Origin of the sequence: Meiothermus luteus (genome assembly GCF_003574085.1) — a bacterium.
Taxonomy (GTDB): domain Bacteria; phylum Deinococcota; class Deinococci; order Deinococcales; family Thermaceae; genus Meiothermus; species Meiothermus luteus.
Map to the genome: position 1 here is coordinate 1 of NZ_QWKZ01000041.1, position 22,936 is coordinate 22,936.

A 22,936-nucleotide genomic window follows, 5' to 3' on the forward strand; every position below is an offset into this window, starting at 1 on the left:
GGTCAATGGGGGATGGGGCTGGGCCATTCCCAAGAACAGCCGGAACAAGGAGGCGGCCTGGAAGTTCATCAGCTGGGTGGAGTCCAAGGAAATCGTCAGGCGACGCGCCCTGGCTGGCCACGCGCCTACCCGCAAGGATGTGTTCCAAGACCCCGAGGTGCTCCGCAAGTACCCCTACTACAAGGAAGCGGAGCGGATCATCGCCGGGGCTAAGAGGGTGCCCATCTTTGCCTACACGGCAGAGATGGAGGACGTGGTGGGGCGGGAGATCAGCCTGGCCGCCGCCGGGCAGAAGGCGGTGAAGCCCGCCCTGCAGGACGCCGCCAAGGGGCTGGAGGGGCTTTTGCGCAAGGCGGGGCTTTTACGGTAGGCGCCATGGGGGAGCGGTGGACCGCTCGGCTCCTCGCCCTGCCAGGGCTTTTGGTCCTGGGGGCGGTGGTGGGTTTCCCGCTCCTCTACGCCCTATTGCTCTCCTTCACCGGGTACACCTTCCTCCGGCCCGACTTCACCTTCCGGGGCCTCACCCGGTACCACGAGGCGCTACGCGACCCCTATTTCCTCCACGCCCTGGGGCTTGCCGCCCTGTATGTGGGCCTCACCGTGGGCCTCACCCTGGCCTTGGGGCTTCTCCTCGCTGTCCTCCTGCACCAGAACTTTCCCCTAAAGGGGTTCCATTACTTTGCCGTTAGCCTCCCGATGCTCATCGCCCCCGTGGGGGTGGGGCTCATCTGGAAGATGATCCTCCACCCCGAGCTGGGCATCCTGGCCTACCTCGTGGGAGGGGTGGACTTTTTCGGCGACGGGCGGTACGCCCTCGCCTCCCTGGCCCTGGTGGACGTTTGGCAGCAGGTTTCCTTCTCCGCCTTGGTCCTCCTGGCGGGGCTCCGGAGCCTCCCGCGGGAGCCCTTGGAGGCGGCCTACGTGGACGGGGCCACACCATGGCAGGCCTTCCTCCGGGTGACCCTGCCCCTCCTGAGGCCCGTCCTCCTGGCCCTTCTGGTCCTCCAGACCCTGGTGGAGGCCCGCACCTACGACCTGGTCTACGTCCTCACCCGCGGGGGGCCCGGTTCGGCCACGGACCTGGTGAGCTACTATATTTACCGGAAAGCCTTTTTGGGCTTGGACCTTTCGGGGGCGAGCGCCATGGGCTACCTGCTCCTCCTCCTTTCCATGGTGCTGGTGGTGGCCTACTACCGCCTGTTGACAAGGAGCTGACGGGGCAAGGGGAGAGTGGTGCCGGTGGTGGATCTCATAGGGGTGCGCAAGCGGTACGGCCGGGTGGTGGCGGTGGACGGGGTGAGCCTCTCCGTGCGGGAGGGGGAGTTCTTCACCCTCCTGGGCCCTTCGGGGTGCGGGAAGACCACCACCCTGCGCCTGGTGGCGGGCTTTGAGACCCCCGACCAGGGGGAGGTGCGCATCTCGGGGCAAGGCGTTAACCGCCTCCCGCCCGAGGGGCGCCCCATCGGCATGGTGTTCCAGAACTACGCCCTCTTCCCTAACATGACCGTCTTTGGCAACGTGGCCTTTCCCTTACGCCTTCGCCGCTTGCCTGAGCGGGTGGTGCGGCGCAAGGTGGGGGAGCTTCTAGAGATGGTCCACCTCCAGGGCCTCGAGGGAAGATACCCTCGGGAGCTTTCCGGGGGCCAGCAGCAGCGGGTGGCCCTGGCCCGGGCCCTGGCCCGGGAACCCAAGGTCCTCCTCCTGGACGAACCCCTCTCCGCCTTGGACGCTAAGATCCGGGAGGAGCTCCGAGGGGAGTTGAAGCGGCTCCAGCGTGAGACGGGCCTGACCGCCCTGTACGTGACCCACGATCAGGAGGAGGCCCTGGCCCTATCCGACCGCATCGCCGTGATGCGGGACGGAAAGGTAGAGCAACTCGGCACCCCCCAGGAAATCTACGAACGCCCCTCCACCCTCTTTGTGGCCCGCTTCGTAGGTATCGGTACCTTGGTGCCAGGGGAAGCGCGGGAAGGCCGCTTCCATAGGGACCGGCCCTGGCCTGTGCAGGTGGAGGGAGAAGGAAGGGGCTTTATCCTCCTCCGGCCCGAACAGTTGCGCCCCCACCCAGAAGGCTTCCTGGAGGGGCAGGTGGGCCTCGCCACCTACCTAGGAAGCTTGCTGCGCCTGGAAGTGGAGACCGAAGGGATTCTGCTCAAGGTGGACCTAAACCCTCAAGAGGAGGTGCGAGCCGGGGATCGGCTTCGACTCGCCCTCCCTGAGGCTGCCCCCTTCATTAAGGAGGAGGCATGAGGCTTGGTTTTCGTCCCCCTAAAGACCCCGAGGGCTTTTTGGCCTATGCCCGTACCTTGCAAGGACGCTATGAGTTCATCGAAGTACCAGGTTCAGCGGCGGAGGTCCTGACGGAAGCAGCCCTCGAGGCAAGGGGCATGGGCTACGCCCTCACCTTCCACGCTCGTTACCTGGACCTCTACCCGGGGTCCTTGGTGCCAGATATACGGGAGGCCTCCTTGCACCTTCTGGAGAAGGATCTGGAGCGAGCAGCGCGTCTGGGGGCGCTTTTGGTAAACGTTCACGCCGGGAACATCCCCTGGACGGACTACCCCCCCCCAGACCTCTCCCCCCACCACGATGCCTTGCGGGAGGCGGAGGCCCGGATGCGGCGGGAATACTTGGAGCGGGCCGCGGAGGGACTGGCCTGCCTTGCCTCTCGAGCCTTATACCTAGGGCTAAGGTTCACCCTGGAAAACCTAGCGGCGCCCCAGGAGGTACCCAGGACCCCTGAGGAGATGGCCCTATTCTTGGAGGTGCCGCACTTGGAATTTTGCCTAGACCTGGGGCATGCCCAGATGGCTGGGCAGGAGGTAGTGGGGTTCGCGCAGGTCCTGGGCAAGCGGCTCAGCCATGTACACGCCCACCGAAACGACGGCCGCTACGACCTGCACCTGCCGCCTGGTCCCGAGGATCTCCGGCCCTTCGCCTCCTCGCCCTGCACCGTTTTGGTGGAGCTCCCTCCCCGGAACCCGGGGGAGTACGTGGATGTGCACGAAAGCTTGGCCGCAACGGGGATCCTCCCCGAGGCAAAAGGAGGTGGCTGATGAAGCGGTATGCGGTTTTGACGGCCCTAGGAGTGGCGGGACTCCTCCTGCTGGCCCTGAGCCTGCGGGGCCTTCCCGCTTTGGCGCAGGTGGGAACCCAGCTCCCGCCGGAGCTGAACAACGCCTACATCCGCGATCTGGCCCAGAAGGCCCGGGCGGAGGGCGGGGTCATCAACAGCTACGGCATGCCTAATGACTGGGCCAACTACGGGGGCATCTACGCCGAGTTTCAGCGGCTTTTCGGCATCCGGCAGCAGGACATCGACATGGGCAGTGCCGTGGTCCTGGCCCGCATGAGGGAGGAAAAAGCCAGCAAGAACGATGTAGCAGACTTGAAACCGGCCTTCGCCATGACCTTGGCGGAGGAGGGCCTCACCCTGCCTTACCGGGTCACCTCCTGGTCTGCACTGCCCCAGGACCAGCGGGGCGTGGGCAAGGACGGTTCCACTTGGTACGCAGGCTACAAGGGTACCCTGGGCTGGATCGTGAACACTCGCTTGGTCAAGAAGGTTCCGAGAACCTGGAAAGAGCTAGAAAACCCTGAGTACAAGGGGCTTATCCAGTACCAAGACCCCCGGGCTACAGGTACCGGCGTGGCCACCATCATGAGCGCCGCCTACGCCCTCACGGGTGACCCCTACAACCAGAAGGCAGGTGTAGATTTCTTTGCGCGGCTGCACCACCTGGGGGTCATCGGAGCGGTGGAGCCCAAGGTGACCACTGCCAAGTTTGAGCGGGGCGAGGTGGGCATCTTCATAAACTACGATTACAACCTCTTGGCCTGGAAGGAGCGCTTCCCGTTCCCCACGGAGGTGGTCATTCCCCAAGACGGGACCTTGGCCAACGGCGGGGGCATCGTGGCTGCCCGCAACGCCCCGCATCCCAACACGGCCAAGCTCTTCCTGGAGTTCATCTTCTCCAAGTACGGGCAGAGCCTCTTCGCCCAGGCCTTCGTGAGCCCAATCCGGCCAGACGTGGAGTTGCCCAAGGAGATCGCTGCGAAGTTCCCGCCCAAGAGCGCTTACGCCAAGGTGCGCTTTGTGGACTACAAGAAGGAAGAGGCGATTTCCGAGGCACTCCAGAAGTACTACGGGGAGACCATCCGCTAGTCCGAAGGGGGCCCTGGTGCGCGGCGAGCGTTTCCTCATCCTTCCTGGCCTCCTCTTCCTGCTCCTCTTCTTCGGCTACCCCCTCTACTCCATCTTGGAGCGGAGCCTCGCCGCGCCCGAGGGCCTCACCTTTGCCCGCTACGCCCGGGCCCTCACCGCCCACGCCTACCTCGAGGCCTGGCACAACTCCTTGGTCTTCGCCCTCCTCTCCACCTTGGCCGCTGTGGCCGGGGGGCTCTTCGTGGCCTACTGGACCAGCGGACTACCCTTAAGAGTCAAGGGCTTCCTCATGAGCCTTTATGCCGTGCCCGTATCCCTTTCGGGCCTGGTGGTGGCCTTTGGCTTTATCGTCCTCCTGGGGCGGAACGGGGTGGTGAACCAACTGTTCGCCGCTTTGGGGTTGCCCCGGTTTGACCTGTACTCCTGGCCGGGGCTGTTCCTGGTCTTCCCCTTCTACAACATCCCTCTTTTCGCCCTGGCCCTTATACCCCTCCTGGAAACCGTGGGCAAGGGTCTGATGGAAGCAGCGCGGGCATCCGGGGCGACGCCTTTCCAGGCCTGGGTTCGCGTCCTCTTGCCCGCCCTCATGCCAGGCATCCTGGCCGGGGGGAGCATTGTCTTTGCGGGAATGATGGGGGCTTTCGGCACCACGTTGGCCCTCACGGGGTTCGCCAAAAATTTGCTTTCCCTTCAGATCTACAGCTTGGTGGCGGAGAGCACCTTTGACCTACCTCAGGCGGCAGCTTTAGCAACCGTTCTCATGGCCAGCACAGGCGTCGGCCTCTATGTCTTGGCCCTTTGGGAAAGGAGGTACCGGCGATGAGGGGACTGGGATGGTCCTTCTTCACCCTCTTCCTCCTCTACCTCTTACTCCCCATGCTGGCCCCAGTGGTCTACTCCTTTAGCCGCTTGTGGCTGGACCTTTTGCCTGAGGGGTTCACCCTGGAGTGGTATGCCCGGGTGCTCCGGGACCCCAAGTACCTGGAAGCGGCCTCCCTCTCCCTAAGGATTGCCCTCTTAGCAGTGGCTATAAACATACTGGCAGGGGTACCCACCGCTTACGCCCTTTACCTCTGGAGTGACCGGATGGGCGAAGGGCTCAGGCGCCTTCTGCAAGTGCTGCCCCTTTTGGTACCCCCGCTCGTAGTGGGCCTTGGGTTCCTCCTTGCGTTTAACCGCCCACCTTTGGCCCTCTCCGGTACCTTCTGGATCGTGGTCCTTGGGCACGCTGCCTTAGGGTTCCCCTTCTTTTTCCGCACCGTCTACGCCGGGCTTGCGGGAATTGAGGTGCGCCTCCTGATGGAGGCCGCCCAGGCCTCAGGCGCGGGCCTCTGGCAGAGGCTCCGTCACGTCCTCCTGCCCAACCTCCTCCCTGCGGTGATCTCGGGAAGCTTAGTGGCTTTCGCCATTTCCATGGGGGAGTTTGAGGTAACCAGCATGGTGGCCGGCTTTGGCACCATCACCCTACCCCTGCTTCTTTTCCAGAGCCTGCGGGAGGATTTCCGGGCAGCCAGCGCGGTGGCCTCGGTGCTCCTCTACACCACCCTCTTAGCTCTGGTTGGGCTGAGCCTAGCGCGCAGGCGCTGACCCTGATTGGGCGCGCTGGGCTCGGCTACTGGTTCTGGCTGGCCCCGTTGAAGCGGGCCACCTGACCCAAAAAGCCCCGCAGCTTTTCGGGGTCCTTGCGGCCCGGTGCGGCCTCCACACCGCTGCTCACGTCCACCCCGTAGGGCTTCAGGGCTAGAACCGCAAGCAGGTTTTCCACCGTCAGCCCGCCCGCAATGATGAGCCGGGGATGCGGGCGAAGGGGCTCGAGCCACTCCAGCGGATAAGCCCGGCCACTGCCAGGGCTGGCCCCGTCCACCAGCAGAGCCTCAGCCGGGTAGGAAAGCCACCCCGCCGAGGCCGGGCCAAAGAGGCGGATGGCCTTGATGACCGGGAAAAACCGGCCCACCTGCTCGGCCCACTCCGGCGGCTCGTCCCCGTGAAGCTGGACCACCTGGAGCCCCGCGGCCTCCATCTGCCGCAGCACCGCCTCGGGCGGGGTGTTCGCAAAAACCCCCACCCGCACCACCAAGGGCCCCACGGCCCGAGCGATAGGACGAACGGCCTCTGGGCTGAGGTAACGGCGGCTGCTCGGGACCAGGACAAAGCCCAAGGCCCAAGCCCCCAGCGCCTCGGCCCAGAGCGCGTCTTCTAAGCGGGTAATGCCGCAGATTTTGGCTCGAGTCATACCGACCGCTATACCTCCCCAGCCTCCCACATCTCCTGGAAACTCCTGGGGCTCGGGCGCAGGCCGGCCCGACCCTCTGTCCAGGCCCTTATCAAGGGGAGGGCTGGGCTTTCTAGGGCCCTTTCTGGGAGGAGCCGTAAGAGTCTGGAGGCCAGGCGGTAGGCCCAGGGCCTGGTCGCGGCCCAGGCATACCCCTTGACCGCCGCCGCCTCCGCCCTAGGGACCAGGCCCTCCTCCACCGCCCGGTGGCGCCAGGTGAGCAGGAGCTTGGGGATGGGAATCCGCACCGGACAGGCCTGGAAGCAGGCCCCGCAAAGGGAGGAGGCGTAGGGAAGCGGCTTGGTCTCCCCCAGGCCCAGCAGGCCCGGACTGAGCACCGAGCCAATCGGGCCGCTGTAGACATAGCCGTAGGGATGCCCACCCGTCTGGCGGTAGACCGGACAGGCATTTAGGCAGGCCGCGCAACGCACGCAGCGCAGGGTTTCCCAAGCCTCAGGGTCAGCCAGCAGGCTGCTGCGCCCGTTGTCCACGAAAATTACGTGCACCTCCTCGGGCCCCTCCGGCTCCTCTTCCCGGCGCGGGCCCTGAATGAGCGAGACAAAGGTGCCAAGCCGCTGCCCGGTGGCGGCCCGGGCAGTCAGGGAGAGAAAGACCGCCAGATCGCTCCAGCGGGGGAGCACCTTCTCGATTCCCACCAAGGCCACGTGGAGACGGGGGAGCGAGGTGGAAAGCCGTATGTTCCCCTCATTCTCCATCAGGGCCAGGGTACCCGTCTCGGCCACCACGAAGTTGCCCCCAGAGATGCCCATATCGGCCTTCAAAAAGCCGTCCCTCAGCAATCTTCGGGCCACCGCGGCCAGGTGTTCGGGAGGGGCGTCCTCTGGCGTCTGGAAGCGTTCGTGAAAAAGGGCCCGAATCTGCTCCAGGTTGAGGTGGATGGCTGGGCCCACGATGTGGGAGGGGGGTTGGCTGAGGAGCTGGATGATGTACTCGCCCAGGTCGGTCTCGAGGACCTCTATGCCCATCCCCTCCAGCATGGGGTTGATGCCCAGCTCTTCCGCGACCATGGTTTTGGCCTTGACCACCCGCCGCACCCCAGCCTTCCGGGCAAGGCCGGCCAGAATCCGTCGGGCCTCCTCGGCGTCCTCGGCCCAGTGGACCTCCACGCCGTTCTTCCTAAGGTTCTCCTCGGCCTGCAACAAGTACCTATCCAGGTTCACGAGGGCGTGGTTCTTGACCCCTTCGGCCCACCGACGCCAGGCCTCTGCCTCCACCTCGGCGTAGGCCTGCCGTCTCTTCCCGTCAAAGCTCAAGGTGGCCCCAGTAACCGATTCGCGCACCTGAGGGGCCTCCCGCAGCAGGCGGGCGGCCTCCTGGGGATAGCGGTTGGCCTCCCCTCTCATCCCACCGCCTCCCACAGAACCGAGGCCAGCGGACGCACCGGCAGGGCTAGACCCCGGTTCTGCGCGCGCCCAGCCAGGTGCAGCATACAGCCCCCGTCGGCGCTGGTCAGGAAGTCCACCGCGGGCAGGGTTTTGAGTTTCTGATCGGCCATGCTCAAGGAGACCTCGGGTAGCTTAACCGAAAAGAGCCCGCCAAAGCCGCAGCACTCCTCCGCCGCAGGCCAGTCGGCGATCTCAGCCCCGGCGTTGCGTAGGAGGGTGAGGGGCTCCTGCCGGACCCCCAGCTCGCGCAGCGCGTGGCAGCCGTGGTGGTAGGCCACGCGTTTACCCTCCAGGCCCCGCCCCAGCTGGGTTATCCCCAGCACCTTCACAATGAACTCAGCCAGTTCAAAGGTCCTCTGGGCCAAGGCCTCGGCCTTGGCAAAGAGCCGGGCCTGCTCCCGGAACAGCTCCGGGTAGAAGGCGCGCAGCATGGTGGTGCAGGAGCCCGAAGGGAGCACCACGTACTCGCTTTCCTCCAGCACCTTTAGGGTATACCCGGCCATCTGGCGGGCCTCAGCCCAGTAGCCCGCGTTGTAGGCGGGCTGGCCACAGCAGGTCTGGCCCTTGGGGAAGCTCACGGTGCAACCCAAGTGGCGCAAAAGCCGCACCGCCGCCACCCCCGCCTCGGCGAAGAACTGATCGGCCAGGCAAGTGATGAAAAGGGCCACCCTCATGCTAACGGGATTATAAGGCCGGAGCCGCAGATGGCCCAAGCGCCCGGTCGGCTTCGGCTATCCTTTATGAGGGAGGTTCTGATGCGCCGAAAAATCATACTCAGCACCTCTAGCCAACTCGAGGGCTACCAGATCACCGAGTACCTGGACGTGGTTTTTGGCGAGGCCATCGTGGGGGCCAACATCTTCCGCGACCTTCTGGCCTCGGTGCGGGACATCGTGGGGGGGCGCAGCGGGGCCTACGAGGCTGAGCTGCGCAAGGCCCGGGAGATCGCCCTGAGCGAGCTCGAGCAGGCCGCGCTGTCCCGCGGGGCCGATGCGGTCATTGGGATTGATGTGGACTACGAAACCGTGGGCCAGGGAAATATGCTCATGGTCACGGCCTCGGGGACCGCGGTGAAGGCCAGCCGGGTCTACTGAGCCCGCCTCTTCCCCGAAAGGAACAGTTCTAGGGCCCGCCCCGCGTTGCGCACGTGGGCGCGCATGGCCGCTTCGGCGGCCTCTGGGTTCTTTGCCCGCACCGCCTCCAAAACGGCCTGGTGCTCGGTCCGGGACTGGGGCAGACGGCCAGGAATGGCCGCCGAGCTGTTGATGAGCAGGCGAATCTGGCCGTCTATGGTCTCGGCGGTGGCCAGGAGGCGCCTGCTGCCCGCAGCCTCCCAAAGGGTGCGGTGGAAGGCCAGGTCCAGGTCGCCGTAGGCCTCGAGGTCGCCGGCTTCTGCAGCCTGGGCCTGGCGGGCAAAGAGCCTTTCTAGTTTCCGCAGCAAACCCCTGCCGTTGTTCTCCACCGCCAGACGGGCCGCGAGCCCCTCCAGCACCTCGCGCAGGGTATAGATTTCCCGCACATCCTCCAGGGTAGGTTCCAGCACGAAGTAGCCCCGGTGGGGCACCGCCACCACCAGCCCTTCCCGCTCCAAAGCGCTCAAGGCCTCCTTGACCGGGGTGGGCGAAAGCCCTAGCTCTTCGGCCAGCACCCGCACCACCAGCTTCTGCCCGGGGGGAATCTTGCGCCCCAGGATGGCCTGGCGCAAAGCCCGGTAGGCCTCGCGGTTCAGGGTGGTGCGGTTTAGGGCCATCGGGGTCAATTGTAGCACATTGACCACAAAAGATTTTAGATATAAAATCCTACCGAAGCGCTAAGGAGGAACCGGTGGCACACCGAGCCCTAGCACACAAAAGCACCGACGACGTGGCGGTCGCCGTGGCCGACTTGAAGGCGGGAGAAGAGCTCACCATTGAGAGCCTGGAGGGAGGCCCGGCCCACCGGGTCAGGGTGTTGGAGGACATTCCCCTGGGCCACAAAATCGCCCTCAGAGACTTACCCGAGGGCCATGTGGTCATTGAGTACGGCGAGAAGATAGGCCGCATGACCCAGGCGGTGAAAAAAGGCGGTTGGGTACACGTACACAACATCCGAACCCTGCGCTGGGACTACGGGAAAGGGAGCAAAACGCCGCAAAAGCGGGCCCGCAGGGGGGTGTTGTGATGCCCCGCAAGAGAGGTTCCCTTCCGCTCACCGGGTACCGGCGGCCCAATGGGCGGGTGGGGGTGCGCAACCACGTGCTTATTCTGCCGGTGGACGACCTCTCCAACGCCGCAGCAGAAGGGGTGGCCCGCCTCATCCAACCCACCGTGGCCCTGCCTCATCCCTACGGCCGCCTGCAGTTCGGCAAAGACCTGGAGCTCACCTTCCGCACCCTAAGCGGCCACGGGGCCAACCCCAACGTCTATGGGGCGGTGGTGATCGGCATTGAACCTAAGTGGACCGAGCGGGTAGCCTCGGCCATTGCTAAAACAGGCAAGCCGGTGGAGGCCTTTTCCATCGAGCGGCACGGCGACCTCAACGTCATCAACGCCGCCAGCCGGGTGGCCTACCGGATGGCCCAGGACGCCTCGGAGGCCAAGCGCGAGCCCATAGAGGTCGCTGAGCTGGTGCTCTCCATCAAGTGCGGCGAGTCCGACCCCACCCTGGGGCTGGCAGGGAACAAGGCCCAAGGCAGGGTGGTGGACCGCCTGGTGGACATGGGGGCCTCGGTCATCTTCGGGGAGACCTCCGAGCTCACCGGTGGGGAGCACCTAATCGCCGAGCGCTGCGCTACGCCGGCCTTGAGGCGCAAGTTCCTTAAGCTCTACAGCGACTACATCGCCATGATAGAGGCCCAAGGGGTAGACCTACTGGGTTCCCAGCCCACCGAGGGCAACATCCGCGGAGGGCTCTCTACCATAGAGGAAAAGGCCCTGGGCAACATCCAAAAAACCGGTACCCGCCCAGTGAATGCGGTGCTGGACTACGCCGAGGAGGTGGCCCCGGGCCAGGGGCTGGTCTTTATGAACAGTTCCTCGGCCGGGGCCGAGCAGGTCACCCTGTGCGCCGCTGGAGGGAGCGTGCTTCACTTCTTCACCACCGGGCAGGGAAACATCGTGGGCCACCCCCTAATCCCGGTCATCAAAATCTCCCCCAACCCCATCACCTGCCAAACCATGGGGGAGCACATTGACGTAAAGCTCCCCGACCTGCTGGTGGGGGAAATCGGACTGGAGCAGGCCGCCGAGCGCATCCTGGAGGTCTTCGTTCGAACCGTGAACGGCCGTCTGACCGCCGCCGAGCTTCTTCGGCACAACGAGTTTGTGCTGACCAAGCTCTACCCCAGCGCCTAGGCCAGGCCAAAAAGGTGCAAGCCATGATTGTGGTCTGTGAGTTTATCGCCCCGAGTGGGCTCGAGCGCCTGCAAAGAAGCGGCCTGGAGGTGCTCTACGACCCCGGGCTGTGGAGGGACCGGGCCGCCCTAAAGGCCCACCTGGGACGGGCCACCGCGCTCATCGTGCGCAACCAGACCCGGGTAGACGCCGAGCTGCTTGAGGCAGCCCCCTGCCTTAGGGTGGTGGGCCGTCTGGGGGTGGGGCTGGACAACATTGAGCGCCCCGCCCTGGAGGCCCGGGGGGTGGCGCTTTGCTTTGCCCGGGGCATCAACGCCGGGGCGGTGGCGGAGTACGTACTGGCGGCCATGCTCCACCTGGCCCGCAACCTGGCCGGGGCTGCGGCCCACGTGGCCGAAGGGGGCTGGGACCGCACGGCTTTTGGCGGATTTGAGCTGGCCGGGAAGACCCTGGGGCTCTTGGGGCTGGGGGAGGTGGGCCTGCGGGTAGCCCGCAGGGCCCGGGCCTTTGGAATGCGGGTGGTGGCCGCCGACCCCGCGCGGCTTCCCTGGGAAAGTGTGGTTCAGGACATGGAAATCGAGCTTTGCACAACCGTAGGGGTGATCGAGCAGGCCCAGTTTCTCTCCCTGCACGTCCCCCTCACCCAGGAAACCCGCCACCTCATCCGAGCCGAGACCCTGGCCCGGATGCCCAGAGGGAGTTACCTCATCAACACCGCGCGGGGCGAACTGGTCCACGCCGCCGACCTAGCGGAAGCCCTACGTACGGGGCACCTGGCCGGGGCTGTGCTGGACGTGGTGGACCCCGAGCCTCTGCCACCCGACCACGTGCTGCGGGGGGTGCCCAACCTCTACATCACCCCCCACGTGGCCGGCCTCACTGCCGAGGCCCAGGAAGTGGTGGGCCTGCGGGTGGCCGAAGGGGTCCTGCGGGAGCTGGGGGTGGAGGCATGAGGGTTCCCTACGCCCTGCTCGAGCGGGCCGTAACCGCCCACTTCCAGGGGCTGGGCCTGTCGGCGGAGCACGCCCGCAGCATGGCGGCGGTGCTCCTCGAGGCCGAGCTCGAGGGCAACCTCGGCCACGGCTTGACCCGCATCCCCCAGTACACCGCCCAGCTCCGGGCCGGGGGACTCAACCCCAGGCCAACCCTGCGGCTGGAGCAAGTTCGCCCGGCCCTACAGGTGCTCAAGGCCGACGGCGCGCCGGGGCCGGTAGCTGGGCTCTACGCGGTGGAGGCGCTGCTGCCCCTCGTCCGGCATCAGGGAGTGGCGGCTTTGGCGGTGCAGGGGGCCGGGCACGCGGGGGCTCTTTCAGCCTATGTGGGCCGCCTGGCCGGCTCGGGTCTGGTGGGGCTGGCCTTCGCCAACACCCCCCCGGCCATCGCCCCGGGGCCTGTGCTGGGCACCAACCCCATTGCCCTGGGGGCTCCGGCCGAACCCCATCCGGTGGTGGTGGACACCTCCGTTTCGGTGGTGGCCCGGGGCAAGATCATCGCCGCGGCCAAGCGGGGCGAGGCCATCCCCCTGGGCTGGGCGGTGGACCGGGAGGGACAGCCCGCCACCGACCCCCAGGCCGCTCTGGAAGGCTCCTTGGTACCCATTGGCGAAGGCAAGGGCTACGCCTTGGCGGTGCTGGTGGAGGTGCTGGCGGGGGTTCTGGCCGGGGCAGTGCTCTCACCCGACCTGCCCCTGCCCTGGGCTTCCCCAGAAGCAGCGGCTAAGCCGGGGCTGCTGCTGGTGGGCCTCGAGCCCACCGCCTTCCCGGGGTACGCCGAGCGGATGGCCCGGCTGCTGAAGGCCCTCCAAGCCGCCGGGGGCCGGATTCCCGGATGGCGGCGGGTAGCCTCTAGGGAGAGGGCCCTGCAGGAGGGCGTGCCCGTGGGCGAGGCTCTTCTGGAAGAGCTCGCCCGCTCGGGCTTGCATCTGAAAGGAGGAAAAGCATGAAAAGGCTCTTTTGGCTCTTGGTAGCGGTGCTCCTAGCCTCTTTGGGGCTGGCCCAGCAGACCCGGCTCAGGGTGTTCGTGGGTGGACAGCAGCGGCCGGACGTGATGCGCAAGATTCTGGACCTCTACCAGCAGCGCAACCCCGGGGTGCGGGTGGAGATTGAGGTGGGCGGGGCCACCTCCGACCAGCAACAACAGTACCTCACCACCGTGCTGGCCTCGCGCGACCCCAGCATTGACGTCATCCTAATTGACATCATCCGCCCCGCCCAGTACCTGGCCAGCCGCTGGGCGGACACCATAGACAAGTACCTGCCTGCGGCCTCGCGCCAGGCCCTCTTGCGCCAGTACCTGCCGGCCTACTCCCAGGCCAACGTCATCAACGGCCAGCTCGTGGCCCTGCCGGGCTTCGCCGACGCCATGTTCCTTTACTACCGGGCCGACCTGCTGGAGAAGTACGGCTTCAAGCCCCCCACCACCTGGGAGGAGGCCATCCGCCAGGCCCAGACCATCCTGCAGCGGGAGAACAACCCCGTTCTAAACGGCATCGGCTTTATCGGGGCCCCGGTAGAGGGCACGGTCTGCACCTTCCTGCTGCCCATCTGGGCCTCGGGCAGCGACGTGACCAACGCCCAAGGGCAGTTTACCCTCACCGTTGAACAGGCCCAGCGGGCCCTGCAGTTCTGGGTGGACCTGATGGACCAAAGGGTCTCGCCGCCCAACATGGCCGAGAAGCCTCAGGACACCATCCGCCAGGAGATGCAGGCCGGCCGCTGGGTTTTCGGCACCCTCTTTGCCTACGCCTGGAATAGGTTCCAAAACGACGCCGACAGCCAGGTCAAGGGGAAAATTGGGGTGGTGCCGTTGCCGGCTTTTGCCGGGGGACGGCAGGCGAGCTGCCTGGGTGGCTGGCAGTGGGTGGTCTCTGACTTCAGCCGCAACAAGGCCCAGGCCCACAGGTTGGTGCGCTTCCTCTCCAGCCCCGAGGTCTCTAAGATACTGGCCATCGAGGCCTCCAACCTGCCGGTCTTCCCCGCTTTGTACCGCGACCCGGACATTCTTCGCGTAAACCCCTGGTTCGCCCAGGCCCTGCCGGTGGTGCAGGCGGCTCGAGCCCGTCCCCAGCACCCCCGCTACTCCGAGATATCGGAGGTCATCCGGGTGACCACCAACCAGGTGCTGGCCCGGCAAAAGACCCCCGAGCAAGGGGCCCGTGAGATCGTGAACCGTCTACAGGCCATCTACAGCGGACGCTAACCGCAAGCAGGGCCCACGGGGCCCAATCCCCGTGGGCTCAGTAAGGTTTGTTTGGGAGACCCACCATGGCCCAGCAAAAGCCCAGATACCGCCGTAGTCTTGGCGACCTAAGCGAGCGCGCCCTGGCCTTCTGGCTTTTGCTGCCCGCAGCGCTTCTGCTAGGTCTGGTGGCGCTTTACCCGGTGGCCCGGCTCTTCTACAACAGCCTCTTCCGCCGGCGCCTAACCGACGAAACGGGCTTCAACCCCGTCTTTATAGGGCTGGGCAACTTCACCCAGGCCCTTTCCGATGAGCGTTTCTGGACGGCGCTTTGGAACACCTTTCTCATCGTGCTGGTCACGGTTCCAGGGGCTTTGGTGGTGGGCCTCCTGCTGGCCCTGCTGGCCAACCTCCCTTTTCGGGTACGGTGGCCGGTGCGGCTCGGTCTGCTCCTCCCCTGGGCGCTTCCCCTGGTCTTTGCTGGCCTTATCTTCCGCTGGTTCTTTGACAGCCAGTACGGGGTGGTTAATGATGTTCTGGTGCGGCTTGGCGGGGAGCGGCTTCTTTGGGTGACCACCCCTGAGCTGCTCTTCTGGGCTATTTGCATCACCATCATCTGGAAGACCAGCTCGTTCGTGGCCCTTATCCTCCTGGCCGGCCTACAAGTGATTCCGAAGGAGCTTTACGAGGCGGCGGCGGTGGACGGCGCGAGCCGCTGGCAGAGCTTCTGGCGGATCACCCTGCCCCTTCTGACCCCAGCCCTTCTGGTGGCGGCCATCTTCCGGACCATCACCGCTTTTCAGACCTTTGACATCCCCTTTGCGATGCAAAACGGGGGGAGTTCGTTTGAGACCCTGGCCATGTACGTCCGCACCACCAGCATAGAGAACCTCAACTTCGGCTACGGCTCGGCCCTAGCGGTGTTGATGTTCCTCATCAGCCTGGGGGTGACGCTTTTGTACCTCCGCTACATCCGAGGTGCCGATGATTAGGGGTGGATTCCTCCACAGTTCTTCGCGGACCGCTTCTTGCGCATGCAGGGGGATGGCATGAGGTGGGGTTCCCGGCTATGGCTCTGGGCCGCGGCCGCAGTGGTAGTAGTGAACGGGTTTTTCCCCACGGTGTGGATTCTGCTCACCTCGTTCAAACCCGAGGCCGAGCTGACCCGAATCCCCATCACCTGGTGGCCGGAGAACTTCACCCTCCAGAACTACGTTCAAGCCCTCACCGGGGCTCCCATTGGGCGTTATTTCCTAAATAGTTTAATCGTGGCCACGGGGGCTACCGCGCTTTGCGTCTTCGTGTCGGCCCTGGCGGCCTACGCCCTGGCCCGGCTCCGGATACCCCACAAGACCCTCATCTTCTCCCTTCTGGTAGGGGTTTCGATGTTCCCTACAGTCACCCTTTTGCTGCCGCTTTTTGAGATGGTGCTGGCCCTGGGCCTAAGGAACACCTACATCGCCCTAATCCTGCCCCACGCTGCCCTCTCCATTCCGGTAGCCACGCTGGTGCTGGTGAGCTTCTTCCAGGGCATCCCCAAGGACCTGGAGGCCGCGGCCATGGTGGACGGGTGCACGCGGCTTGGGGCCTTGTGGCGGGTGGTGGTTCCGCTCTCGGCCCCCGGCGTGTTCACCGCGAGCATCCTGGCTTTTGTGAATAGCTGGGACGAGTTCCTCCTGGCCCTCACCCTGATGCCCTCCCAGGCCATGCGCACGCTTCCGGTGGGCATCCAGTTTTTGCAAGGGGAGTACACCTTCCCCTGGCCCCTTATCTCGGCGGCGCTGGTTATCGCCCTGGTCCCCGTCGCCCTAGTGATTGCGGTGTTCCAAGAGCGGGTGGTGGGGGGGCTGACCCAAGGGGGGGTGAAGGGGTAGATGCTGCGAATCGGTCTGGTTCCGATAGCGAGGCCCCTTTTCAGGGGCTCGAGGCTGGGCCTCGAGACCACCACGGCCCAGGCCCTGGAGGCCCTGGGCCCCAGGCTGGGGTTTGAGCTGGTCTATCGGGCCCCTACGGTGGTGGACGCGCCCCAAGCCGAGGCTGCAGCCCAGGCTGCCTTGGCCCACAGGCTAGACTTCTTGCTGCTGCAGCAGGTGACCTTTGCCACCGGTGAGGTTTTTCTGCCCTTCTTCGAGCTGCCCCTCCCCCTCGGGCTTTGGGCCCTGCCAGAGGTCTGGGAGGGCGGGCCTTTGCCCCAGAACGCCCTGTGCGGCCTCAACCTGGGGGTTTCGCTGGCCCAGCGGCCGGCCAAGTGGTTCTACGGGAGGCCCGAAGAGGAGTGGTTCCAGAGGCGGCTCGAGCTCACCCTGAGCGCCCTGCGAGGGGTACGGATACTACGGGAGGGACGGGTCCTCCTGCTGGGCGGAACCGCCCCGGGGTTCTTTGCCTTTGCCGCTTTGCCTGAGACCGGGCTTAAGGTGGAGCGGGCCGAGCTTTCCGAGCTGTGGGCGGCCCTGGCAGAGGTAGATGAGGAAGAGGTGCAAAACCGGGCCCAGGCCCTGGAGGAGCTTTCGGAGTACTCCTCTGAGGAGCTGCTGCAGAGCCTCCGATTGGAGCTGGCCCTGGAGCGGCTGGCCCGCGGCTACGACGGGGTGGCCCTGCGGGAGTGGCCGGAGATTCCCGAGCAGCTCGGGGTAATGCCCTACGCGGCCATGGCCCGGCTGGCCGACCTGGGCTACACCCTGGCCGCCGAGGGCGATGCGATGGGGCTGGCCTCTATGCTGGCCCTGAGGGCCATCTCAGGCAAGCCGGCCTTGCTCTTGGACATCGCCCTCCTCTCCCCCAAGGGGCTCGCTCTTTGGCACGGGGGCGAGGCTCCTAGGGCCTGGGCAGCGGGCCCTACCCGGCTGGCCCCCCACTTCAACCGAAAGCTTCCCGCAGTGCGGGACATGGCCCTAAGACCGGGCCCCGTGGCGGGGCTGCGGCTCCTGCCGGACCGCAGAGCAGCGGTGTATGGGGGCCAGATTACCGGGGAGAAGGGCTACGAGGGCGACTCGAGCTACCTCATCCGCCCCACCTGGGCCGCCCAGCCCCTCACCCCCCGGCAGTTCCTGGCGAGCTGGCTCAACCACCGCCTGCCCCACCACCTGGCGGTGGGGGCAGGAGGGCTGGAGCCGCCCCTCCTGGAGATGTGCGCCTGGCTGGGCCTGGAGGTGCTGCCCCCCCAGCCCGAGGAGGAGCGCTTGGTATGGTGAGGGTTCTCGCAGTGGGCTGGGCCAACCTGGATCAGCGCTACTATGTGGAGCGGTTCCCACCCCAGGGAAGCCGGACCGGGGTGCGGGCCTACCGCGAGGCTATAGGCGGCCCCGCGGCGGTTGCGGCCCAGGCGGTGGCCCGGCTGGGGGCGGAGGCGCACTTGGTGAGCCGTATAGGAAAGGACGCGGCGGGAGAGCGTTTGGCGGCTATGTTGCAGGAAGAGGAGGTGCAGGCTTACCTCCAGTTTGGCCCAGCCACCCCGGTCTCGGCGGTGCTGGTGACCCCCGAGGGGGAGCGCTACATCTTCCCCTACCGGCCTAGCCTTCCCGAGGAGCTCGAGGCCGACCCCAAAGAGCTGCTGGAGGGGGTGGGCGCGGTTCTGCTGGATGGGCGCTGGCCCAAAGCCGGCTGGGCCTTGGGCCGAGCAGCGCGAAGCCTGGGGGTTCCGGTGGTGCTTGACCTAGACCGGGAGGGCGACTGGCCGCTGGTGGAGGTCGCCACCCACGTGGTGGCCTCCGAAGAACTGGCCCAGCGGTGGGGAGGCCTCAAGCGGCTTTTGGCAGAGCTGGAAGCCGTGGGCGTCTTCTCCGCGGTTACCCTGGGGGCCCGGGGGGTGGCCCATGGAGGGGGCCATCTGCCCGCCTACCGGGTCTCGGCGCGGGACACCACAGGGGCCGGCGATGTCTTCCACGGGGCCTTCGCCCTGGCCCTGGCCGAGGGCAAAGGAGAGGAGGCCGCGCTTCGCTTTGCCTCCGCGGCGGCGGCGCTCCACTGCGCCCAGGCTGCCCCTCCCCGCCGGGAGCAGGTGGAGGCCCTGCTCTGAGCAAGGTCACGAAGCCCTCTACTGCCACCTGCTAGACTAGCGGGGTGAAGGTGGTTTTGCGCCTGCCCGAGCGCAAGGAGGTGGAGGTCCGGGGGAACCGGCCCCTGAAGGAAGTTCTTTTGGAGCTTGGCCTCAACCCGGAGACGGTGGTGGCCATCCGCGAAGAGGAGCTCCTCACCCTGGACCAGGTGGTGGGGGACGAGGAGCAAATAGAGGTGCTCTCCGCCATCTCGGGAGGCTAGGGTGGTCTGCAAGGTTTGCGGGGAAAAGGCCCAGGTGGAGGTGCGCTCCCGGGGGTTTGCCCTTTGCAAGGCGCACTACCTGGACTGGTTCGTGAAGGAAACGGAAAAGACCATCCGCCGCCACAAGATGCTTTTGCCGGGGGAGCGGGTCTTGGTGGCGGTTTCCGGGGGGAAGGACTCCTTGGCCCTGTGGGATGTGCTGAGCCGCCTGGGCTACCAGGCGGTGGGACTCCACATTGAGCTCGGCATCGGGGAGTATTCCCGGCGGAGCCTCGAGGTCACGGAGGCCTTCGCCCGGGAAAGGGGCCTGGAGCTCCTGGTGGTGGACCTGAAGGAGGCCTACGGCTTCGGGGTGCCGGAGCTCGCCTGGCTCTCCAGGCGGGTGGCCTGCTCCGCCTGCGGCCTTTCCAAGCGCTACATCCTGAACCAGGTGGCGGTGGAGGGGGGCTTCCGCGCCGTGGCCACGGGCCACAACCTGGACGATGAGGCGGCGGTCCTCTTCGGCAACCTCCTAAACCCCCAGGAGGACGCCCTGGCCCGCCAAGGGCCGGTCCTCCCGGAAAAGCCCGGCCTCGCTGCCCGGGTCAAGCCCTTCTATCGCTTTAGCGAGCGGGAGGTCCTCTCCTACACCCTCCTCCGGGGCATCCGCTACCTGCACGAGGAGTGCCCCAACGCCAAGGGGGCCAAAAGCCTCCTCTACAAGGAGGCCTTGAACCTGGTGGAGAAGGAGATGCCAGGGGCCAAGCTTCGCTTCCTCGATGGCTTTCTGGAAAAGGTCCAACCTCGTCTTCAGGGGGAAGGGGAGGTGGCCTTGAGGGAGTGCGAGCGCTGCGGCTACCCCACCACGGGGGCGGTCTGCTCCTTCTGCCGCATGTGGGAGGCGGTCTACCGCCGGGCCAAGCAGCGGCGGCTACCGGAATTCAACCCCAAGCCTCCCTTGGCGCAGGGCTAGGCAGGCGGTATTCTCTTCTGCCAGCGCTCGTAGATGCGCAGCCTTGCCGGGCGCTCCTCCCGCTCTAGCTGGTCCTTTGCACAGCGGGCCATGGCCTCCACCCAGCCCGCTTCCGAGATGGCCTTTTGGGCGGTCTCCTGGTAAGCGGTGCGCAGGGCCTCTCCAAGAAACTCCGCCACCATTCCCGGAAGCTCAGAGGCGGCCCCCTCGAGCCCCTCCCAGGCCAGCTCCACCGCCCGTTCCAGGTCGTAGGCCACCCGGACCAGGTCTTCCACAGGAGCGCCCGGGGCCTGGGGGCCCAAGGCCACCAAGCAGAGCTCACCCTCCACCACCAAGAAGGCCCCCAGCCCCCGGTTGAGAAGGAAAACCCCCTCCCCCGACCCCCCCTCTACCTCTGCCAGGGCCCGGTGCAGCAGGGCCAGGCGCACCCCAAGAAGCCGGGCCATGGCCTCCAGCTCCTTCAGGGCCTCGGCCAAAAGCCCGAGGCCAGGGCCCTCCGTCCCGTGGGCCTGAAGCCGGGACATACCCTCCCAGGCCAAGGCCTGGGCCAGGGCGAAAGCCTCCTGGGGGCGTCCTTCTGGCAGGCGACCCGTAAGGGCCAGCACCCGCTTTTCCACCCCGCGCTCCCAGACCAACCGCCCCTCGGGGACCAAGACCCAAGGGAGGCCTAGCTTGGGCAGGAGCCTTAGGCTGCGGTCCAGCCCACCGTCCTGCACCAGGCCCACCTGGAGCCACACGCCCTCCCCCGCGGCCAGACCCGGGCGCAAAAGCTCCAGACTTTCTGGAACTGGACCCGGATGGTGCCCTCGGTAGTAGGCCCGCAGGCTTCGCGCCTCGAGTCCCCCCTTCAGCCGCTTGAGGAGAAAGCTATAAAAGCCAAGATCTTGGGAGAGCTCGTAGAAATAGCCCTCCTGGGGCCGGCTACGGGCAAAGAGCCCGGGGGCCTCTTCCCGAACAGGGCCCACCCGCACCGGGAGGAAAGCCGTGGTCGAGGTGTGGTTCTGAAGCCCCAAAAGGGTGAGGTAGAGGGGAGGGGACTTCTGGAGGCGGAGGGCGTCTTGGATTTCCACCTTTTGGGGCCTCAAGGGAAGCCAGCTCCTTTCCTTGAGTACCCGGGCCAGGGCCGCGAGGAAGGCCCGGCGGCCTTTTTCCTCGGCCATAGTTTCTATGAAAAGCACCTCGGCCCCCCCTCGAGGGGCACCGCCTCCAGGGGGGTTTCCTCCGCCCAGTCCGGGGCCTGTATGCGGATGGCCTCCTGAGGCACCAAGGAAAACAGGGCAAAGCCATGGGGGCCAAGGGTTAGGCGGTAGGCTCCTTCTATGGGAGGGAAGGGGCTTTGAGAAAAAAGCTCCACCGGAATTAAACCCCGACACTCCTCCAGCGGCAGGTCAAAGGCCTGGGTGTAGCGAGAGAGGTTGGCTGTCACCAGGACCCGCTCCCCCTCATGCTCCCGAAGAAAGGCCAAAACACGCCGGTTTTCCACCGGCAAAAGCTTTAGGCTTCCCCGGCCAAAAGTCTTGGCGTGCTGCTTTCTGAGGCCGAGAAAGCGGCGAATGAAGTTCAAGGGGGAGTGGGGGTTGTCCTCTTGGGCCTCCACATTGACGAAGAGGTGGCTGTAGGGGCCTTCGCTTATAGGAGGGAGGAAGAAACGGTGGTGAGGGGCTCGGGAAAAGCCGGCGTTGCGGTCGGCGGACCACTGCATGGGGGTTCGGACCCCGTTCCGGTCCCCCAGGAAGGGGTTGTCTCCCATGCCGATTTCGTCCCCGTAATAGATGATGGGGGTGCCTTTCAGGGTGAAGAGGAGGGCATGAAGGAGCTCGTACCGCCTGCAGTCGCCGCCCAGAAGGGGCATGAGCCGCCGGCGGATTCCCAGGTTGATGCGAAAGCGGGTGTCCGGGGCATAGACCTCCCACAGGAACTCCCGCTCCTCCTCGGTGACCTTTTCCAAGGTAAGTTCGTCGTGGTTGCGCAGAAAAAGGGCCCACTGGGCGGCCTCGGGGATACCCTCGGTCTCTTTGAGCATGGTCTCTATAGGCCCCCGGTCCTCCCGACGCAGGGCCATGAAAAGACGGGGCATAAGGGGAAAGTTGTAGGCCATGTGGACCCCGTCCCCTTCCCCGAAGTAGGGGAGGGTTTCCTCCGGCCACATGTTGGCCTCGGCCAAAAGCACCTTTCCCGGGCCATAGCGCTCCTCTAGCGCCCTCCTCAGACGCTTCACCGCCTCAATGGTCTCGGGCAGGTTTTCACAGGAGCTTCCTTCCCGCTCGTAGAGGTAGGGAATGGCGTCCAGGCGGAACCCGTCCACCCCGAGGTCGGCCCAAAAGAACATGACCTGGTGCATGGCCCGCTCCACCTCGGGGTTGTCCCAATTAAGGTCCGGCTGGTGGTGGTAGAAGCGGTGCCAGTAATAGGCCCCGGCCACGGGGTCGTAGGTCCAGTTGGAGGTCTCAAAGTCCTGGAAGATGACCCGCACCCCTTTGTACCTCTCTGGGGTGTCGCTCCACACGTAAAAGTCCCGCATGGGGCTTCCCGGCTTGCGGGCCTCCTGGAACCAGGGGTGGTCTATGGAGGTGTGGTTCAGGACCAGCTCAACGATAACGCGAATGCCCCTCGCGTGAGCCTCGTCCAAGAAGCGCTTGAAGTCTTCCAGGGTCCCATGCACCGGTAGGATTTGGTGGTAGTCCGAGATGTCGTATCCATCGTCACTTTAGCGGAGACTGGAAAAAGGGCATCAACCAGAGGGTGTTCACCCCCAAGGACTCCAAGTAGGAGAGCTTCTCCCTTAGCCCCTCAAAGTCCCCATAGCCATCGTTGTTGGCGTCAAAGAAGGAGCGAACGTGAGCCTGGTAGATGACGGCATCCTTGTACCAGAAGGGATCCATCCTCCTAAGCTAGGGGCCTAGAGATAAGTTTTCAAGTAGGCCACAACTTCCTCCACATCCCTAAGCCGGCCTTCGGCGGCCGTGGGTCCTTCGCCTACCTTGAAGGTGAGGCCCAGGCCCTTTAGGGCCAGGAAGGCGGCCTCGTCCGTGGTATCGTCCCCAATGTACACAGGGGTGTGGCCGGGGTGGCGGGCGAGGAGGCGGAGCACTGCCTGACCCTTGTTCACCCCTTGGGGCTTTATTTCCAATACTTTCTTTCCGGGAAGCACCTCGAGGCCCAGGCCCTGCAAAAGGCCCCTCATCCCTTCCAACCAGACCTCGAGGCACCGGGCGGCCTCCTTTTCGTCCTGGGCCCCCCGGTAGTGCAGGGCCAAGGCGTAGCCCTTGTCTTCCACCCAAACCCCAGGGCAAGGGGGAAGGTGGGGTCTGAGCGGGGCCAGGTCCACGGGAAAAAGGGGCGTACTCCCCTGCCCCAAAACCCCCTCCTCTAGGC

General features: G+C 65.7%; 24 protein-coding genes and 1 pseudogene. 19 read left to right on the forward strand and 6 right to left on the reverse strand.

Going from position 1 to position 22,936, the window contains the following annotated elements:
• The 7 genes from Mlute_RS07585 to Mlute_RS07615 form a co-directional block, all read left to right on the forward strand.
• Positions 1 to 370 (forward strand): extracellular solute-binding protein (locus tag Mlute_RS07585; RefSeq protein WP_119360118.1); only part of this gene is annotated, 370 nt, incomplete at its 5' end.
• A 5-nt stretch (positions 371 to 375) separates the two neighbouring features.
• Positions 376 to 1,215 (forward strand): carbohydrate ABC transporter permease, encoded by an 840-nt coding sequence (locus Mlute_RS07590; protein WP_119360119.1) that lies wholly within the window; start codon positions 376 to 378, stop codon positions 1,213 to 1,215.
• A gap of 18 nt (positions 1,216 to 1,233) precedes the next feature.
• Positions 1,234 to 2,250 carry an ABC transporter ATP-binding protein gene (locus tag Mlute_RS07595; RefSeq protein WP_220452064.1) on the forward strand — a complete coding sequence of 339 codons (1,017 nt, stop codon included), beginning with the start codon at positions 1,234 to 1,236 and terminating at the stop codon, positions 2,248 to 2,250.
• Positions 2,247 to 3,056 carry a sugar phosphate isomerase/epimerase family protein gene (locus Mlute_RS07600; RefSeq protein WP_119360121.1) on the forward strand — a complete coding sequence of 270 codons (810 nt, stop codon included), beginning with the start codon at positions 2,247 to 2,249 and terminating at the stop codon, positions 3,054 to 3,056. The genes Mlute_RS07595 and Mlute_RS07600 overlap by 4 nt, the downstream gene beginning before the upstream one ends.
• Complete coding sequence (locus Mlute_RS07605; protein ID WP_119360122.1) at positions 3,056 to 4,165, forward strand: ABC transporter substrate-binding protein; 1,110 nt, start codon at positions 3,056 to 3,058, stop codon at positions 4,163 to 4,165. The genes Mlute_RS07600 and Mlute_RS07605 overlap by 1 nt, the downstream gene beginning before the upstream one ends.
• A gap of 16 nt (positions 4,166 to 4,181) precedes the next feature.
• Positions 4,182 to 4,988, forward strand: a complete 807-nt coding sequence (locus Mlute_RS07610; protein ID WP_182482499.1) for an ABC transporter permease — start codon at positions 4,182 to 4,184, stop codon at positions 4,986 to 4,988.
• Positions 4,985 to 5,752, forward strand: a complete 768-nt coding sequence (locus Mlute_RS07615) for an ABC transporter permease (protein WP_119360124.1) — start codon at positions 4,985 to 4,987, stop codon at positions 5,750 to 5,752. The genes Mlute_RS07610 and Mlute_RS07615 overlap by 4 nt, the downstream gene beginning before the upstream one ends.
• A gap of 25 nt (positions 5,753 to 5,777) precedes the next feature.
• Here the strand turns inward: Mlute_RS07615 and Mlute_RS07620 are convergent, their stop codons facing one another.
• Genes Mlute_RS07620 through Mlute_RS07630 form a run of 3 tightly spaced genes read right to left on the reverse strand, consistent with a single transcriptional unit; the run spans position 5,778 to position 8,517 of the window.
• Entirely contained in the window at positions 5,778 to 6,398 is a 621-nt protein-coding gene (locus Mlute_RS07620) for a phosphoribosylanthranilate isomerase (protein WP_119360125.1), read from the reverse strand.
• Positions 6,399 to 6,406: 8 nt separating this feature from the next.
• A complete protein-coding gene (locus Mlute_RS07625) occupies positions 6,407 to 7,801 on the reverse strand; it encodes a LutB/LldF family L-lactate oxidation iron-sulfur protein (protein WP_119360126.1) in 1,395 nt (464 codons plus the stop codon).
• The gene (locus Mlute_RS07630; RefSeq protein WP_119360127.1) at positions 7,798 to 8,517 is read right to left on the reverse strand and encodes a (Fe-S)-binding protein; all 720 of its coding nucleotides are present in this window, start codon (positions 8,515 to 8,517) and stop codon (positions 7,798 to 7,800) included. Before Mlute_RS07630 ends, Mlute_RS07625 begins: the two co-directional genes overlap by 4 nt.
• A gap of 81 nt (positions 8,518 to 8,598) precedes the next feature.
• Between Mlute_RS07630 and Mlute_RS07635 the strand changes: the two genes are divergently transcribed.
• Positions 8,599 to 8,937, forward strand: coding sequence for a heavy metal-binding domain-containing protein (locus Mlute_RS07635; RefSeq protein WP_119360140.1), 339 nt, complete (start codon positions 8,599 to 8,601; stop codon positions 8,935 to 8,937).
• Here Mlute_RS07635 and Mlute_RS07640 read toward each other — a convergent pair.
• Positions 8,931 to 9,593 (reverse strand): GntR family transcriptional regulator, encoded by a 663-nt coding sequence (locus Mlute_RS07640; RefSeq protein WP_119360128.1) that lies wholly within the window; start codon positions 9,591 to 9,593, stop codon positions 8,931 to 8,933. The genes Mlute_RS07635 and Mlute_RS07640 overlap by 7 nt on opposite strands.
• A gap of 74 nt (positions 9,594 to 9,667) precedes the next feature.
• Here Mlute_RS07640 and Mlute_RS07645 point away from each other — a divergent pair, with 74 nt between their 5' ends.
• The 11 genes from Mlute_RS07645 (at position 9,668) to ttuA (ending at position 19,561) form a co-directional block, all read left to right on the forward strand.
• Positions 9,668 to 10,003 carry a UxaA family hydrolase gene (locus Mlute_RS07645; RefSeq protein ID WP_119360129.1) on the forward strand — a complete coding sequence of 112 codons (336 nt, stop codon included), beginning with the start codon at positions 9,668 to 9,670 and terminating at the stop codon, positions 10,001 to 10,003.
• Positions 10,003 to 11,175 carry a UxaA family hydrolase gene (locus Mlute_RS07650; protein WP_119360130.1) on the forward strand — a complete coding sequence of 391 codons (1,173 nt, stop codon included), beginning with the start codon at positions 10,003 to 10,005 and terminating at the stop codon, positions 11,173 to 11,175. Before Mlute_RS07645 ends, Mlute_RS07650 begins: the two co-directional genes overlap by 1 nt.
• Before the next feature lie 23 nt (positions 11,176 to 11,198).
• On the forward strand, positions 11,199 to 12,128 hold the full coding sequence (locus tag Mlute_RS07655; protein WP_119360131.1) for a hydroxyacid dehydrogenase: 930 nt from the start codon (positions 11,199 to 11,201) through the stop codon (positions 12,126 to 12,128).
• Complete coding sequence (locus Mlute_RS07660) at positions 12,125 to 13,117, forward strand: Ldh family oxidoreductase (RefSeq protein WP_119360132.1); 993 nt, start codon at positions 12,125 to 12,127, stop codon at positions 13,115 to 13,117. Before Mlute_RS07655 ends, Mlute_RS07660 begins: the two co-directional genes overlap by 4 nt.
• Positions 13,114 to 14,373, forward strand: a complete 1,260-nt coding sequence (locus Mlute_RS07665) for an ABC transporter substrate-binding protein (RefSeq protein WP_119360133.1) — start codon at positions 13,114 to 13,116, stop codon at positions 14,371 to 14,373. The genes Mlute_RS07660 and Mlute_RS07665 overlap by 4 nt, the downstream gene beginning before the upstream one ends.
• Before the next feature lie 65 nt (positions 14,374 to 14,438).
• The gene (locus Mlute_RS07670; RefSeq protein WP_119360134.1) at positions 14,439 to 15,344 is read left to right on the forward strand and encodes a carbohydrate ABC transporter permease; all 906 of its coding nucleotides are present in this window, start codon (positions 14,439 to 14,441) and stop codon (positions 15,342 to 15,344) included.
• Between the two features lie 57 nt (positions 15,345 to 15,401).
• Positions 15,402 to 16,226, forward strand: coding sequence for a carbohydrate ABC transporter permease (locus Mlute_RS07675; RefSeq protein ID WP_119360141.1), 825 nt, complete (start codon positions 15,402 to 15,404; stop codon positions 16,224 to 16,226).
• Positions 16,227 to 17,543 (forward strand): fucose isomerase, encoded by a 1,317-nt coding sequence (locus Mlute_RS07680; RefSeq protein ID WP_119360135.1) that lies wholly within the window; start codon positions 16,227 to 16,229, stop codon positions 17,541 to 17,543.
• A complete protein-coding gene (locus Mlute_RS07685; RefSeq protein ID WP_119360136.1) occupies positions 17,537 to 18,367 on the forward strand; it encodes a PfkB family carbohydrate kinase in 831 nt (276 codons plus the stop codon). Before Mlute_RS07680 ends, Mlute_RS07685 begins: the two co-directional genes overlap by 7 nt.
• A gap of 44 nt (positions 18,368 to 18,411) precedes the next feature.
• Positions 18,412 to 18,609, forward strand: a complete 198-nt coding sequence (gene ttuB, locus Mlute_RS07690; protein WP_119360137.1) for a sulfur carrier protein TtuB — start codon at positions 18,412 to 18,414, stop codon at positions 18,607 to 18,609.
• Position 18,610: 1 nt separating this feature from the next.
• Entirely contained in the window at positions 18,611 to 19,561 is a 951-nt protein-coding gene (gene ttuA, locus Mlute_RS07695) for a tRNA-5-methyluridine(54) 2-sulfurtransferase (RefSeq protein ID WP_119360138.1), read from the forward strand.
• Here the strand turns inward: ttuA and treS are convergent.
• Positions 19,558 to 22,443: pseudogene (gene treS, locus Mlute_RS16610) on the reverse strand (maltose alpha-D-glucosyltransferase). The gene ttuA and the pseudogene treS overlap by 4 nt on opposite strands.
• A gap of 17 nt (positions 22,444 to 22,460) precedes the next feature.
• Positions 22,461 to 22,936: trehalose-phosphatase (otsB, locus tag Mlute_RS07705; RefSeq protein ID WP_119360139.1), on the reverse strand; the 476-nt coding region annotated here is incomplete at its 5' end.

Excerpts from the sequence above, each read along its gene's own strand:
- Mlute_RS07605 (WP_119360122.1), top strand. The coding sequence starts at position 3,056 with ATGAAGCGGTATGCGGTTTTGACGGCCCTAGGAGTGGCGGGACTCCTC.
- Mlute_RS07675 (WP_119360141.1), top strand. The coding sequence starts at position 15,402 with ATGAGGTGGGGTTCCCGGCTATGGCTCTGGGCCGCGGCCGCAGTGGTA.
- Mlute_RS07625 (WP_119360126.1), bottom strand. The coding sequence starts at position 7,801 with ATGAGAGGGGAGGCCAACCGCTATCCCCAGGAGGCCGCCCGCCTGCTG.
- Mlute_RS07660 (WP_119360132.1), top strand. The coding sequence starts at position 12,125 with ATGAGGGTTCCCTACGCCCTGCTCGAGCGGGCCGTAACCGCCCACTTC.
- Mlute_RS07685 (WP_119360136.1), top strand. The coding sequence starts at position 17,537 with ATGGTGAGGGTTCTCGCAGTGGGCTGGGCCAACCTGGATCAGCGCTAC.
- Mlute_RS07680 (WP_119360135.1), top strand. The coding sequence starts at position 16,227 with ATGCTGCGAATCGGTCTGGTTCCGATAGCGAGGCCCCTTTTCAGGGGC.
- Mlute_RS07600 (WP_119360121.1), top strand. The coding sequence starts at position 2,247 with ATGAGGCTTGGTTTTCGTCCCCCTAAAGACCCCGAGGGCTTTTTGGCC.
- Mlute_RS07620 (WP_119360125.1), bottom strand. The coding sequence starts at position 6,398 with ATGACTCGAGCCAAAATCTGCGGCATTACCCGCTTAGAAGACGCGCTC.
- Mlute_RS07655 (WP_119360131.1), top strand. The coding sequence starts at position 11,199 with ATGATTGTGGTCTGTGAGTTTATCGCCCCGAGTGGGCTCGAGCGCCTG.
- Mlute_RS07630 (WP_119360127.1), bottom strand. The coding sequence starts at position 8,517 with ATGAGGGTGGCCCTTTTCATCACTTGCCTGGCCGATCAGTTCTTCGCC.
- Mlute_RS07615 (WP_119360124.1), top strand. The coding sequence starts at position 4,985 with ATGAGGGGACTGGGATGGTCCTTCTTCACCCTCTTCCTCCTCTACCTC.
- Mlute_RS07665 (WP_119360133.1), top strand. The coding sequence starts at position 13,114 with ATGAAAAGGCTCTTTTGGCTCTTGGTAGCGGTGCTCCTAGCCTCTTTG.
- Mlute_RS07590 (WP_119360119.1), top strand. The coding sequence starts at position 376 with ATGGGGGAGCGGTGGACCGCTCGGCTCCTCGCCCTGCCAGGGCTTTTG.
- Mlute_RS07670 (WP_119360134.1), top strand. The coding sequence starts at position 14,439 with ATGGCCCAGCAAAAGCCCAGATACCGCCGTAGTCTTGGCGACCTAAGC.
- Mlute_RS07635 (WP_119360140.1), top strand. The coding sequence starts at position 8,599 with ATGCGCCGAAAAATCATACTCAGCACCTCTAGCCAACTCGAGGGCTAC.
- Mlute_RS07650 (WP_119360130.1), top strand. The coding sequence starts at position 10,003 with ATGCCCCGCAAGAGAGGTTCCCTTCCGCTCACCGGGTACCGGCGGCCC.
- Mlute_RS07640 (WP_119360128.1), bottom strand. The coding sequence starts at position 9,593 with ATGGCCCTAAACCGCACCACCCTGAACCGCGAGGCCTACCGGGCTTTG.